Raw genomic sequence first — 13,131 nt, forward strand, 5'->3', positions numbered from 1 at the left:
TGGACTCCGCTCCTGGCGATCAGCCCGCCGACTGCTGATTGCGGGTGGTGCTGATCGTCGGCTGTGCGGCCTGGTCACCGCAGAGGACGATCATCAGATTCGATACGAGATCGCTGCGTTCGGTCTGCCCGAGCCTGACGATCTGCCGTCCTTCTATCTCCTCGATCGCCGTCTCCACCATGCCCACAGCTCCTTCGACGATGAGCTGACGGGCAGCGACGACGGCCGTGGCCTGCTGGCGCTGGAGCATGGCACGGGCGATCTCCGGGGCGTAAGCCAGTTGGGTGATGCGCGATTCGATGACGGTGACGCCCGCAGCCATGACTCGGGCGGCGACCTCATCGGAGAGTCGCGAGGTGATCTCGTCCGCGTTGTCACGCAGCGACATGCGGCCCGGGTCCGACGAATCGTAGGCATAGGAGTTCGCGATGTGACGAACCGCGGTCTCCGCCTGGATGGCGACGAACTCTTCGAAGTCATCGACCTCGAACATCGCCTGCGCAGTGTCGCGGACCTGCCAGACAACCACGGCGCCGATCTCGATCGGATTGCCGTCGAGGTCATTGACCTTCAGGGTCGAGGTCTCATGGTTGCGGATGCGCGTCGAGATCTGATCCTTCGTGTAGAAGGGATTGACGAATCGCAGACCCGACTGCCTGACCGTCCCGACGTACTTGCCGTAGAGCTGGAGGACGACGGCATGTCCGGGCGCCACCGAAGTGCAGCCCTTGAACAGGAACATCGAAGCGATGAAGCTGAGGACGGCCACGATGAAGAGGACGACACCGACGACGACCTGGGCGAAGGTCATGACGAACCCGATGATGCCCAGGAGCACGGCGACGAGCAGCAGGACGATGGCGCCGACGATGGCGAAGTAACCTGAGACCCCGCCTGCCGGCTTCTCTCGGACACGTTCGCCATCGGGGGAGACGATGCGCGTGGGCGCTGAATTCCCCTGCCCCGAGGCGGTTGGGCCCCGGTGGGAATTCGGCGTCTGCGCAGCGGATCGTCTGGACCCAGGCGGCGGTGCCTGCGACGAGACAGGTCCGGACCCGGTGGCCTGGACCGGACCTGAACCGGCAGGCTGTCCGTCTGTGCGACGACTCTGCGGTGCCGGCGGCAGCGGTGCGCCTTCACGGTGGTGCGGCGGCGCACCGGTGTTCGCCTGGGCGCCGGCGGGCGGACCATATGGTGCCGTTGTCCCCGAGCCGCCGATCGTCCCCGACTGGGCACCCTGCGAACCATAGTGGCCATTGGGATTCGTCACTGCCTCGGCCCCGGGATAGGCCGCGGGCTGACTGTGTCCGGCCTGGATATGAGTGCTCGGATCTCCGCTGGGGATGGGGCCGCGATCGGCAGTCGGGTTCGACGATCGGTTCGGTGACTGACCGGGCTGCTGAGGATTCTGAGTCATGCCCTCAGTCTAAGCCAGGTATTGAGACGCAAATCTCAAAAGTCCCGCGAACGCCCCATTTTGTAACGGTTCGATAACTGAAACCGTCCCACAACATGGAACGCTTGAATGTGACGCAGGTCTCAGTAGGTTGTCACACTATGAACAATCTTCATATCTCAGCAGCGCCGGTCTCGCCGGTCGACGATGCCATCAACTCCTGGTTCGACCCGATCGCGACATGGTTCGGCAGCATCATCTTCTTTCCGATCACCTTCGGAGACTTCTCGTTCCCCTTCGTCGTTCTGTGGCTGATCTTCGCCGCAGCGGTCTTCACCGTCTACTTCGGCTTCATCCAAGCTCGAGGGGCGAAGCTGTCTCTCGAGATCATCCGCGGAAAATTCTCTTCGAAGTCCGATCCGGGTGAGGTCACTCATTTCCAAGCCCTTGCCTCTGCGCTGTCGGGCACCGTGGGCCTCGGCAACATCGCCGGTGTCGGCGTGGCCATCGCACTCGGCGGCCCCGGAGCGACCTTCTGGATGATCGTCGCCGGCCTCCTCGGCATGTGCACGAAGTTCGTCGAATGCACGCTCGGGGTGAAGTACCGTGAGATCGACGAGAATGGTGTCGTCCACGGCGGGCCGTTCAAGTACCTCCCCGTCGCCTTCCGACGCTTCTCGAAGCCCGTGGCCACCGCTCTGACCGGACTCTTCGCCATCGCGATCCTCGTCTTCGGCGTCGTCGGCGGCGGCATGTTCCAGGCCAATCAGACCTTCGCGCAGGTCCGCACCGCCACCGGCGGCGATGACGGCTTCCTGGCAGGTCCCTTCGCGTCACTCGTGTTCGGACTCATCTTCGCCGGGCTCGTGGCTCTGGTGATCCTCGGCGGCATCCGCTCGATCGCCAAGGTCACCGACAAGCTCGTTCCCGGAATGGCGATCTTCTACGTCGTCTCATGTCTCCTCGTGCTCGGACTCAACTACGCGAACATCCCCAACGCCATCGGCGAGATCTTCGCCGGAGCGTTCAACCCCCAGGGTGTGGCCGGCGGCATCGTCGGAGTCATGATCATCGGCTTCCAGCGTTCGGCCTTCTCGAACGAAGCCGGAATCGGTTCGGCAGCCATCGCTCACTCCGCAGTCAAGACCCGTCGCCCGATCTCCGAAGGTTTCGTCGCACTGCTCGAGCCCTTCATCGACACGGTGATCATCTGCACCATGACCGCGCTGACGATCATCGTGGCCAACCAGGCTTCGTACCGCAACGACCTCGGTGAGGGCGAGATCGGCGGAGTCGCTCTCGCCTCGGACGCATTCTCCACCGTCGCCTCGTGGTACCCGATCCTGCTGGCCATCGCCGTCGCACTGTTCGCCTTCTCGACCCTCATCACATGGGCGTACTACGGGGAGCGGGCGTGGAGCTATCTGTTCGGGCGCTCGAAAGCCACGATCATGGTCTTCCGCACACTCGTCTGCCTCTTCGTCGTCGTCGGCTGCATCGCCAGCTTCTCCAAAGTCGTCGAATTCGCCGATGCGGCCCTGTTCATGTGTGCGTTCATCAACATCCTCGGCCTCTACATGCTCATGCCGGTGGTCAAGAAGGAGATGAAGAAGTACCTCGCCGACCGGAAGGCCGGAACGCTCAACGACCCGGACACCGCCGACGCCGTCCCTGTCGACCAGCCCGCCTGATCCCGACCTCCGCCGCCGGAGGAGGACCAGCTCGCTCAAGGATGCCTGTGCGCCGCGCCCATTCGGACACGGCGCACAGGCGTGTCCGGGCATCGATAGACTGGGAGCGTGGATGAGAACAGAGACGACAGAACACGCGCAGTCGAACGGCTGCAGGAGCTGCGAGACAGCATCGACAACATCGATGCCTCCCTCGTTCACCTGCTCGCCGAGCGCTTCAAACTCACCGAGCGCGTCGGCGAACTCAAAGCCGACCATGGACTGCCCCCGGCCGACGAGTCTCGGGAAGCCAGGCAGGTGGCCCGGCTGCGAGAACTCGCCGAAGAGTCCCATCTCGATCCGGAGTTCGCAGAGAAGTTCCTGGCGTTCATCGTCGCCGAGGTCATCCGCCGGCACGAGCGCATCGCGGAGACGCGCGAAAGCTGAGTCGAAGTGCCCGGGGAGCCGCCTCCCTCCCGGGGTGAACGAGAGATGGCTCACAATGGGCAGGTCTTCCCCTCGAGCATGGCCGCCGGGTTTGCCGTCGCTGTGCAGCCTCGACTAGAATTGATCGTCGGTGCGCGTGACGCACCACGGCTGGTGATTCCTCTCAATGGGATGCCTGCGGGACTCGTTCTGCGGCAGCCAAGGGACAACCGCCGTTCGTTTGTTTTCAACAGAAAGAGGGTTCGACCATGGTCTATGCCATCGTCCGCGCCGGAGGCCACCAGGAAAAGGTGAGCGTCGGCGATATCATCACAGTCAACCGAATGAAGGCGAAGGCTGGAGACAGCGTCGAACTCGATGCCGTACTTCTTGTCGACGGTGAGACGGTCACGACCGATCCCGACGCACTGGCGAAGGTCTCGGTCAGCGCTGAGGTCGCCGGTGAACTCCGCGGTCCCAAGATTGTGATCCAGAAGTACAAGAACAAGACCGGGTACAAGAAGCGTCAGGGCCACCGCCAGGACCTCACCCGTCTGAAGATCACGAACATCAAGTAAGAGGAGACTTCTCACATGGCAAGCAAAAAGGGAGTCAGCTCGACCCGCAACGGTCGCGACTCGAACCCACAGTACCTCGGCGTGAAGCGCTTCGGCGGCCAGGCCGTCAAGGCCGGCGAGATCATCGTCCGCCAGCGCGGAACCAAGTTCCACCCCGGAGCCAATGTCGGCCGTGGAGGAGACGATACCCTCTTCGCTCTGACCGCCGGTGCCGTGGAATTCGGAACCCGCAACGGTCGCAAGATCGTCAACATCGTCGGAGCCTGATCCTTCCCGGACCCGTTCCGTCGTCAATATGATCTCTCCCTGAAAAGGGAGCATGAAGGGTGAGTCGAACGACTCACCCTTCATCTGATATAAGGACATTATGGCCACCGAGTTCGTAGACCGTGTCACCGTTCACCTCGCCGCAGGCGCAGGTGGGAACGGGTGTGCCTCGATCAGGCGCGAGAAATTCAAACCGCTCGGCGGGCCCGACGGCGCCGACGGCGGCAACGGCGGCAACATCATCTTCCGCGTCGACCGTCAGACCACCACCCTGCTTCCCCTGCACCACCGTCCGCACGTGCGTGCCGACGACGGCGGGATCGGCAAGGGCGATCTGCGCCACGGCGCCGACGGCAGAGACCTCATCGTCGACGTCCCCGAGGGCACGGTGGTGAAGAACACCAACGGCGACGTCATCGCCGACCTCGTCGAAGACGGAACCGAATTCACCGCAGCCGCCGGTGGCCGCGGCGGGCTCGGCAATGCCGCGCTGGCCTCGACGAAGCGCAAGGCCCCCGGCTTCGCGCTCCTCGGCGAGCCCGGGCAGACGCTCAGCCTCGTGCTCGAACTCAAGACGATCGCCGATATCGCCCTCGTGGGATACCCATCAGCGGGCAAGTCGAGCCTCATCGCTGCCCTGTCGGCCGCGAAGCCGAAGATCGCCGATTACCCATTCACGACACTCGTGCCCAACCTCGGGGTCGTCCAGGCCGGCGACACGCGCTATACGGTCGCCGACGTTCCCGGGCTCATCCCCGGCGCATCGGAGGGCAAGGGACTCGGCCTCGAGTTCCTCCGCCACGTCGAACGCTGTGCCGGCCTCGTCCATGTCATCGACATGGCCACCTGGGAGCCCGGACGCGATCCCGTCTCCGACCTCACGATCATCGAATCCGAACTCGCCGCCTACGCCGTCGACCTCGACGACGGGAGCGGACTCCTCCCGCTCTCGCAGCGCCCGAAGCTCGTGGCGCTCAACAAGGTCGACATCCCCGACGGTCGCGACCTCGCCGACATCGTCCGCCCCGATCTCGAAGCCGCCGGATACAGGGTCTTCGAGATCTCGGCTGTCAGCCATGCCGGTCTGCGCGAAATCTCCTTCGCCATGGCCGAGCTCGTGCTCGCCGAACGGGAACGTCGCGCCGAGATCGAAGCGACACCGCAGCGCGTGGTCATCCGTCCGAAGGCCGTCGACGACCGCGGATTCGAAGTCCGTTCCGAACGCACCTCCGACGGACCGCTGTTCCGCGTCCTCGGCGACAAGCCCCGTCGCTGGGTGCAGCAGACGGACTTCGGAAACGACGAAGCCGTCGGCTACCTCGCCGACCGCCTCGAGCACCTCGGCGTCGAAGAGGCTCTCTTCAAGGCCGGAGCGAAACCCGGCGACACCATCGTCGTCGGCGGAGACGACGGCGTCGTCTTCGACTGGGATCCCACAACCGTCGGCGGAGCCGAACTGCTCGGCTCCCGCGGATCGGACGCCCGACTGGACGAGGAAACGCGCTCCACACGCAAGGAGCGCAAGGCCGCTTATCACGAGAAGATGGACGCGAAGGCCGCCACACGGGCCGAGTTCGAACAGGAGCGGTTGGCCGAACGCGCCCACCACGAGAGCCGCCTCGGTGCACCTGCGACAGAGTCTGGTGAGGGAGCCGGCGAGGAGTGAGCGCCGCAGCTCAGGCGGACTCTTCCGCAGGATCGTTCCGTGCCGACATCGCCCGAGCCCGTCGCATCGTCGTCAAGGTCGGATCGTCCTCGCTGACGACGATCGACGGCGGACTCGACGAAGCCAAACTCATCGCGCTCACCGATGTCATCGGCGCTCACCGGTCGGCCGGTCATGAGGTCATCCTCGTCTCCTCCGGCGCGATCGCGGCCGGACTGGAGCCGATGGGGCTGAAGAAACGCCCTCGAGACCTCGCCAGCCAACAGGCGGCGGCCGGGGTCGGTCAGGGACTGCTCATGGCCGCATACACGCGGGCGCTGGGACGCTACGACCTCGTTCCCGGCCAGGTGCTGCTCACCGCCGATGACCTGATCCGACGCACCCAGTACAAGAACGCCCAACGCGCGATCGACAAACTCCTGGCCCTGGGCACGCTGCCCATCGTCAACGAGAACGACGCCGTGGCCACCGAGGAGATCCGCTTCGGAGACAACGACCGGCTCGCAGCCCTCGTCGCTCACCTGGCTCACGCCGATGCGCTCGTGCTGCTCTCCGATGTCGATGCGCTCTACTCGGGACCCCCGGAACAGCCCGGCTCCCGCCTGATCAGCCGCGTGCACGGACCCAGCGACCTCGACGACCTCGCCATCGGCGGAGTCGGGACAGCCGGAACCGGCACCGGGGGAATGGCCACGAAGGTCGACGCCGCCATCATGGTCGCCGATTCGGGGATCCCAGCGGTGCTGACCTCGGCACCGCAGGCCGCCTCGGCGCTGGCGGGGAAACCCGTGGGCACATACTTCGCCGTCACCCACAGACGACGGGGCACCCGCCTGCTGTGGCTGCGCCACCTCGCCCGGACCTTCGGCTCGGTCACGATCGACAGAGGAGCCGAAACGGCCGTGCTCTCCCGGGGGACGTCCCTGCTCGCCGCGGGAGTAACCTCCTGCAGCGGGGACTTCGAAGCCGGGGACCCGGTCGAGATCCGCAATCTCGACGACGAGGTCATCGCCCGCGGGATGTCGAACTTCTCCTCGGACGAGCTGCCGCTGATGTTCCGTTCCACGACCGAGGAACTTGGCACCCGTCTGGGAAATGATTACCGTAAAGAGGTCATCCATCGAAACGATCTCGTTCTCACACAGGTGAGCGGGGGGAGATAGCCCATGACAGCAGCAGCCGAGATCCACCCGAAGACCGTGCGCGGAGTGACCCGCATCGTCCGCAACGCGAAATCCGCCTCGAGCCTGTTGGCAACGACCTCGACCGCCGAGAAGAATGCCGCTCTCGGCGCCATCGCCGAGGCGCTGCGCAGCAACACCGACCGCATCGTCAAAGCCAATGACGCCGACATCGCCGCCGGCACCGAGAACGGGATGAGCGAGTCTCTGCTCGACCGACTGCGCCTCGACGCCGAACGCATCGCCGCGATCGCCGATTCCGTTGAGGACGTCATCGACCTCGCGGATCCCGTCGGCGACGTCGTCGTCGGACGCACCCTGCCCAACGGCATCCGCCTCACCCAGAACCGTGTGCCGATGGGCGTCATCGGCGCGATCTACGAAGCTCGTCCGAACGTCACCGTCGACATCGCCGTCCTCGCACTCAAATCCGGCAACGCCTCCGTCCTGCGCGGAGGATCGGCTGCACAGAACTCGAACACTGAGATCATCTCCATCCTGCGCCGCGCCGTCGAATCGGCGGGACTGCCGGCCGACTCGATCAACGGCATCGACCAGTACGGACGCGAAGGAGCGAACGTGCTCATGCACGCCCGCGACTACGTCGATCTGCTCATTCCCCGAGGCGGCGCCGACCTCATCAACATGGTCGTGCAGGAATCGATCGTGCCTGTCATCGAAACAGGTGTGGGCAATGTGCACATGTTCATCGACTCCACAGCCACGGTGAAGACCTCCGTCGACCTCGTCCTCAATTCGAAGACACATCGACCCAGTGTGTGCAACTCGCTGGAGACCCTCCTCGTCCATGAGAAGGCCGCGAAACGAGTGCTGCCGAAGATCCTCGAACGCCTCGACGGCGCCGGGGTCATCGTCCACGCCGACTCGGACGTCTCGGCGCTGGCACCGGCAGGGATGAAGGTCCGACGGGTGTCGAGACGGGACTGGGCCAAGGAGTATCTGGGACTGGAGATCGCCATCAAACTCGTCTCCGGGATCGAAGAGGCCATCGATCATATTCGTGCCTACAGCTCCGGCCACACCGAGGTGATCGTGACGAAGGACCTCGACAACGCGGACACCTTCGTCACCGCCATCGATGCAGCGGCGGTGGGAGTCAACGTCTCCACGCGATTCACCGACGGGGGAGAGCTCGGCTTCGGTGCGGAGGTGGGCATCTCCACCCAGAAGTTGCATGCTCGCGGCCCCATGGGACTCGAACAGCTGACGACCACGAAATGGGTGATGATGGGCAACGGCCAGGTCCGTTCCTGAGCCCGAATCGACTCCGACACTCCGCGATCAGGGTACTCACCGCCCGACCAGGGGAGACATCGAAGGGGGAAGAAGTCATGTCGATGCCGGATTCCCGGATGGTTCATGAGAAACTGAGAAGGTAACGACCCCGAAGCGCTCTGCGCGCGACGGATCACTGAGTAAGGAGAAATGACGTGAACGCAGCCATTATGGCCGCCGCGGCCGAAGGTGGGGAGCACGCAGCCCACGTGGAGCTGCCGATGGATCCGATCTGGTACGGACTCATCACCCTGGCGATCTTCATCACGATGGGCATTGTGTCTCGGTCGTGGAAGGGCATCTCGCACCGCCACTGATATGGCAGAGCACAGACGCAGAGTCGGTGTCATGGGCGGCACCTTCGACCCCGTCCACAACGGCCACCTCGTCGCGGCAAGTGAGGTCCAGGCGACCTTCGACCTCGACGAGGTGGTTTTCGTCCCCACGGGACGGCCGTATCAGAAGGACGTCGAAGAAGTCAGCAGCGCCGAGCACCGGTACCTGATGACCGTCATCGCCACGGCATCGAACCCGCGGTTCACCGTCTCCCGAGCCGACGTCGACAGACCGGGTCCGACCTACACGATCGACACACTGCGCGACCTCGCCAGCAGCTACGGCCCCGATACCGAGTTGTTCTTCATCACCGGCGCGGACGCTTTGGCTCAGATCTTGACGTGGAAGAATGTGGATGAGCTGTTTTCCCTGGCCCATTTCGTCGGGGTCAGCCGGCCCGGGCACGAACTCCGCGGTGAGGGACTGCCGGTCGACCGACTGAGCCTCGTGCAGATCCCTGCGCTGGCGATATCGTCCACGGATTGCAGACAACGGGTGATGGATGGTGCACCCGTCTGGTACCTCGTACCGGACGGCGTAGTGCAGTACATCGCGAAGTACGAGTTGTACAGGAGTGAGAATGGCTGAGGAGCAGTTCACGTCACGTCGAGCACGGCGAGAAGCCGAAAGGCTGGCGGCGGAACAGGCGTTCGAAGCACGAGAGGTTCCTGAGCAGCCGAAGGAGGCTCCGAACTCTCGCGCCGGACTCCTCAGTCCGCTGCCCCCGAAGAAGCCCGGCGCGAAACCCGCCGCTGAGACCAGCGACGACACCGCCTCGCGCATCGACCCCGAGCCCTCGCCGCGGACCAGTCACGAACGCGGCGCACTGGCATCGGACCATCCGCAGGAATCCCGGCCGCCGGTACATGCCGAAGACCGTCTCGACCCGACACGAACCCCGTTGCCGCACTTCCAGTCGCGTGCAGAGAAGAAGCGATACCTGCGCGAACACGGACTCTCGCAGTACGGCGATCTGTCCACCGGCGCGATGCCCGTTGTGGCCGACGAGAAGGAACTGGCCGAACGCCAGGCCGCTGCCGAAGGTCGACTGACCGGACCGATCCCGGAAGTCTCGGATGCTGATTCCGCTGACTCGAGTTCGGAATCTGCGACGGCTGCAGCGGACTCCGATGAGTCGCAGGCTTCGGCACCCGCTGCGAAGGAATCGGCAACCGATTCGCAGCCCGACGCGAAGTCCGCTGCGACGGAGCACGAATCCTATGACACCGCCGGTTTCGGGGGAGCCTCCGACGAGGTCGCCGCCCGCGACTTCGAGGCCCCTGTCACTCCTGCCTCGGCTCCGCGGCCGACGACCGTGGAGAGCGAGCCCTATGACGCACTGTCGATGCCGTACTCGGCTCTCGACGGCGACGCTCCTGCACTCGGCACCGAGGACGAGGGCGAGAAGTCTGCCGAGACCTCGGACGAGCCGGACCCAGAGGATCAGACCGCCTCAACCGGCAAGCCAGCCACAAGTGCTGCCGCTGCAGCAGCTTCCGCGGATGAAACCGCCCCGGAGGACGAGCCGGCTGCGAAGCCTGAAGCAGATGCCGAGGACGAGCCCGAGCCTTCGTCCCGGTCGCGGCGGATGCCTATCGTGCAGCCGCCCTCGGCCTCCGGAGTCCGCGTCGTCACCGCCGCCTCGGCGCAGATCCCCGAGGTCGATGAACCCCGCAAGACCGATGCTCGCGGTCCGCAGACGCCGGTGTCCGGTCATGCCGACGAGTCGCAGTCCGGCTCAGCCGCCGGCAGGGCCGATGAATCGGCCGGCGACGCAGGCTCCGATGACGCGGCGCGCGCCCTGGCAGCAAACCCGGAGACCCGGCCGATGGACGCAGTGCCCGAAGCCTGGTCGCTGCCGAATGCCGACTACGAAGACGAAGAGACCGTCAACCCTCCCGGCTCACGCATCCGGGCCAGCTCGGTGACCGGGCAGGACGGCCAGATCCTCATGGGCGAAGAGCCTTCGAAGATGCCCTATATCGTCCTCGGCGTGGCCGCGTTCTTCGCCCTCGCCCTCATCGTCATCGCCCTTGTCATGTTCCTCTGAGCAGCACCCGGGACACACCACCTCGACAACCGCATCCATTCGAAAGGATCTTGTGAGCGAGATCGCCGAATCCACCCAACTGCTTCGCACCGCGGCCAAAGCCGCGGACGAGAAGCTCGGAACCGACATCATCGGCCTCGATGTGAGCTCCACGCTCTACATCACCGACGCGTTCCTCATCGTCTCCGCCGACAACGAACGCCAGATCGGTGCAGTCATCGACGCGATCGAACAGGAAGTGCAGCTCGTCCACGACCGCACCCCGCTGCGCCGCGAAGGCCGAGGAGGGGACTGGGTGCTGCTCGACTTCGGCGAGATCGTCGTCCATGTCTTCTCCGCCGAACAGCGCGAATACTACGCGCTCGAGCGGTTGTGGAAGGACGTCCCGGTCATCGATCTGCAGCTGCCGGAACCCGGCTCGGACACATGACGAAGACCGTTCTGTTCTGGCGTCACGGACAGACGGACTTCAACGTCGCCGGTCGGTTCCAAGGACAGTCCGACGTCCCCCTCAACGACACGGGCCGAGCGCAGGCCGATCAGGTCGCCAGGCGGCTCGCAGAACTCGGACCGGAACTCATCGTCTCCTCCGACCTCTCGCGAGCCGCTGCGACCGCCGACAGCTTGGCGACACTCGTCGCTCTCGAACCTGTTCGCGATGCGCGGTTGCGGGAGACCGCCTTCGGCGAATGGGAAGGCTCCACCCGCGCCGAGGTGGCGGAGACCTGGCCGCACGAACTCGCCGAATGGGCCTCCGGAGCCGATATCGCACCTCCCGGAGGAGAATCGCGTGCCCAGTCGGGCCGCCGCGTCGCCGACGCCATCACCGATATCGTGCGGTCCGCCGAAGCCTCGACGATCGCTATCGTCGCCCACGGTGCGGTGCTGCGCGCCGCCGCCGAAATCCTCTTAGAGATGAACGGGACCGGCCGACTCGGGGTCCTCGGAAACTGCGGTCACGGAGAGTTCGGGTACACCGGCGACCGATGGGTCCTGCGCAGCTGGGTCACGCTCTCCCACTGAGCCGTTCGGTCGCACCGCTGCGACTCGGCGCCATCGGCTGCCGCGCCACTGCCGAGCCGGAGGCGGACATCCGTGCATCAGTGCCCGCTCGGACTCAGCTGTTCGTCTTCCGACTTGCAGCGACGGATCTGATGAGGTCGACCAGCGAGTCTGCCGACTTCGCCCAATCGAAGACCTGTGACTGACGCCTGCCGGCCGCGGACTGCTCCGCCCACCTGCCGGAATCGGTGAGCCGTTCGATCGCATGCGCGATCGACCGCGGATCCTCAGGGTCGAAGTATTCGGCCGCCTCGGCGGCGATCTCCCGGAAGATCGGAATATCCGACACGGCCACGGGCACTCCCTTGGCCATCGCTTCGATCACGGGCAGACCGAAGCCCTCCTCCCGTGAGGCCGTGACCAGGGCAGTCGACTCGTCGAGCAGACGTGCATACTCCTCATCGCTGATTCCCCGGTGGAAGACGACCTTCGCCCGGTCGGGAATGAGGGCTCGCAGCTGAGCTTCCCTCCGGCCATCGATGCGGCTGGCGATGTGCAGGGTCCACCCCGGCAGGTGCTCGAGCGAACGGATGAGGGATTCGACGTTCTTGTACGGCAGGAACGCACCCATGTAGATGAGCGTCTTCGCATCGTGTCGGTTCGCGGTCCGCGCCGGCGCGGCAACCGCCTCGGCGGCATTGGACACCACCTGCACCGGACGATCCGTCAGCCGGTGGGCGGCGATGAGATCTTTCGTCGTCCCGGAGACGGCCGCCACGGCATCGGCACGGTTGAGCAGCAGCCGCTGCGGGACGAAACTCAAATGATACGCCCGCCACAGCAGCCTCACCGGCAGCGGCAGGTCGCCCGGCGGTTCGGGGTGGGAGTAGTAGATGAGGTCGTGGATGGTCAGGATGAGGCCGTAGCGGCGACCGAACGAACCCATCGTCTGCATCGTCGAGAACACCACATCGGCGCCCAGTGCATTGAGCTTCCCGGCGATGGCCACCTCGGCGGGGGAGGTGGGATCGCTCAGCTGCACCCACGAGCAGTCGGGAAGCAGAGCCAACTGAGCCTCATCGCTGATGATCACGGTCACGTCGATCTCCGTGCCCTCGACGGCCGACAGCAGGGCCGTGAGCAGACACGAACCGTACCGGGAGATCCCGTCGTGATGGGTCGTGCGGGTGAAGCGTGCGTCGAAGAAGACCGACAGCCTCGGGGATGGTTGGGGGCTCTTTGTGCTTTTGCTCATGGAACTCC

General features: G+C 65.0%; 14 protein-coding genes. 12 read left to right on the forward strand and 2 right to left on the reverse strand.

Annotated elements, in window-relative coordinates:
• Positions 1-19 precede the first annotated feature (19 nt).
• On the reverse strand, positions 20-1,417 hold the full coding sequence (locus tag AC3CD9_RS04940; protein ID WP_488366590.1) for an SPFH domain-containing protein: 1,398 nt from the start codon (positions 1,415-1,417) through the stop codon (positions 20-22).
• Between the two features lie 140 nt (positions 1,418-1,557).
• Here AC3CD9_RS04940 and AC3CD9_RS04945 point away from each other — a divergent pair, with 140 nt between their 5' ends.
• The 12 genes from AC3CD9_RS04945 to AC3CD9_RS05000 all read left to right on the forward strand — a co-directional run bounded on the left by AC3CD9_RS04945 (position 1,558) and on the right by AC3CD9_RS05000 (position 11,889).
• Positions 1,558-3,087 carry an alanine/glycine:cation symporter family protein gene (locus tag AC3CD9_RS04945; RefSeq protein WP_488366592.1) on the forward strand — a complete coding sequence of 510 codons (1,530 nt, stop codon included), beginning with the start codon at positions 1,558-1,560 and terminating at the stop codon, positions 3,085-3,087.
• Positions 3,088-3,195: 108 nt separating this feature from the next.
• The gene (locus tag AC3CD9_RS04950; RefSeq protein ID WP_488366593.1) at positions 3,196-3,513 is read left to right on the forward strand and encodes a chorismate mutase; all 318 of its coding nucleotides are present in this window, start codon (positions 3,196-3,198) and stop codon (positions 3,511-3,513) included.
• 248 nt (positions 3,514-3,761) lie between these two features.
• Positions 3,762-4,070 carry a 50S ribosomal protein L21 gene (rplU, locus tag AC3CD9_RS04955; protein ID WP_025776790.1) on the forward strand — a complete coding sequence of 103 codons (309 nt, stop codon included), beginning with the start codon at positions 3,762-3,764 and terminating at the stop codon, positions 4,068-4,070.
• A 15-nt stretch (positions 4,071-4,085) separates the two neighbouring features.
• Positions 4,086-4,337 (forward strand): 50S ribosomal protein L27, encoded by a 252-nt coding sequence (gene rpmA / locus AC3CD9_RS04960; RefSeq protein WP_025776788.1) that lies wholly within the window; start codon positions 4,086-4,088, stop codon positions 4,335-4,337.
• A gap of 100 nt (positions 4,338-4,437) precedes the next feature.
• Positions 4,438-6,003: a GTPase ObgE gene (gene obgE, locus AC3CD9_RS04965; protein ID WP_488366595.1), complete on the forward strand. Its 1,566-nt coding sequence runs from the start codon at positions 4,438-4,440 to the stop codon at positions 6,001-6,003.
• Positions 6,000-7,166, forward strand: a complete 1,167-nt coding sequence (proB, locus tag AC3CD9_RS04970) for a glutamate 5-kinase (RefSeq protein WP_488366597.1) — start codon at positions 6,000-6,002, stop codon at positions 7,164-7,166. Before obgE ends, proB begins: the two co-directional genes overlap by 4 nt.
• Before the next feature lie 3 nt (positions 7,167-7,169).
• A complete protein-coding gene (locus tag AC3CD9_RS04975; RefSeq protein ID WP_488366598.1) occupies positions 7,170-8,459 on the forward strand; it encodes a glutamate-5-semialdehyde dehydrogenase in 1,290 nt (429 codons plus the stop codon).
• 176 nt (positions 8,460-8,635) lie between these two features.
• Positions 8,636-8,797, forward strand: coding sequence for a hypothetical protein (locus tag AC3CD9_RS04980; RefSeq protein ID WP_167443897.1), 162 nt, complete (start codon positions 8,636-8,638; stop codon positions 8,795-8,797).
• A gap of 1 nt (position 8,798) precedes the next feature.
• Positions 8,799-9,404: a nicotinate-nucleotide adenylyltransferase gene (gene nadD / locus AC3CD9_RS04985; protein WP_139467041.1), complete on the forward strand. Its 606-nt coding sequence runs from the start codon at positions 8,799-8,801 to the stop codon at positions 9,402-9,404.
• Complete coding sequence (locus AC3CD9_RS04990) at positions 9,397-10,866, forward strand: hypothetical protein (RefSeq protein WP_488366600.1); 1,470 nt, start codon at positions 9,397-9,399, stop codon at positions 10,864-10,866. Before nadD ends, AC3CD9_RS04990 begins: the two co-directional genes overlap by 8 nt.
• Before the next feature lie 52 nt (positions 10,867-10,918).
• Positions 10,919-11,296 carry a ribosome silencing factor gene (gene rsfS / locus AC3CD9_RS04995; protein ID WP_229663911.1) on the forward strand — a complete coding sequence of 126 codons (378 nt, stop codon included), beginning with the start codon at positions 10,919-10,921 and terminating at the stop codon, positions 11,294-11,296.
• Positions 11,293-11,889: a histidine phosphatase family protein gene (locus tag AC3CD9_RS05000; RefSeq protein ID WP_488366601.1), complete on the forward strand. Its 597-nt coding sequence runs from the start codon at positions 11,293-11,295 to the stop codon at positions 11,887-11,889. The genes rsfS and AC3CD9_RS05000 overlap by 4 nt, the downstream gene beginning before the upstream one ends.
• A 94-nt stretch (positions 11,890-11,983) precedes the next feature.
• Here AC3CD9_RS05000 and AC3CD9_RS05005 read toward each other — a convergent pair whose 3' ends face one another.
• A complete protein-coding gene (locus tag AC3CD9_RS05005; RefSeq protein ID WP_488366602.1) occupies positions 11,984-13,123 on the reverse strand; it encodes a glycosyltransferase family 4 protein in 1,140 nt (379 codons plus the stop codon).
• Positions 13,124-13,131: the final 8 nt, after the last annotated feature.

Source organism: Brevibacterium sp. MGP-B1 (assembly GCF_057766545.1).

Bases quoted from the DNA above. Each gene is read 5' to 3' on its own strand.
- AC3CD9_RS04940 (WP_488366590.1), bottom strand. From the start codon at position 1,417: ATGACTCAGAATCCTCAGCAGCCCGGTCAGTCACCGAACCGATCGTCG.
- AC3CD9_RS04945 (WP_488366592.1), top strand. From the start codon at position 1,558: ATGAACAATCTTCATATCTCAGCAGCGCCGGTCTCGCCGGTCGACGAT.
- rplU (WP_025776790.1), top strand. From the start codon at position 3,762: ATGGTCTATGCCATCGTCCGCGCCGGAGGCCACCAGGAAAAGGTGAGC.
- rpmA (WP_025776788.1), top strand. From the start codon at position 4,086: ATGGCAAGCAAAAAGGGAGTCAGCTCGACCCGCAACGGTCGCGACTCG.
- obgE (WP_488366595.1), top strand. From the start codon at position 4,438: ATGGCCACCGAGTTCGTAGACCGTGTCACCGTTCACCTCGCCGCAGGC.
- AC3CD9_RS04975 (WP_488366598.1), top strand. From the start codon at position 7,170: ATGACAGCAGCAGCCGAGATCCACCCGAAGACCGTGCGCGGAGTGACC.
- nadD (WP_139467041.1), top strand. From the start codon at position 8,799: ATGGCAGAGCACAGACGCAGAGTCGGTGTCATGGGCGGCACCTTCGAC.
- AC3CD9_RS04990 (WP_488366600.1), top strand. From the start codon at position 9,397: ATGGCTGAGGAGCAGTTCACGTCACGTCGAGCACGGCGAGAAGCCGAA.
- AC3CD9_RS05000 (WP_488366601.1), top strand. From the start codon at position 11,293: ATGACGAAGACCGTTCTGTTCTGGCGTCACGGACAGACGGACTTCAAC.
- AC3CD9_RS05005 (WP_488366602.1), bottom strand. From the start codon at position 13,123: ATGAGCAAAAGCACAAAGAGCCCCCAACCATCCCCGAGGCTGTCGGTC.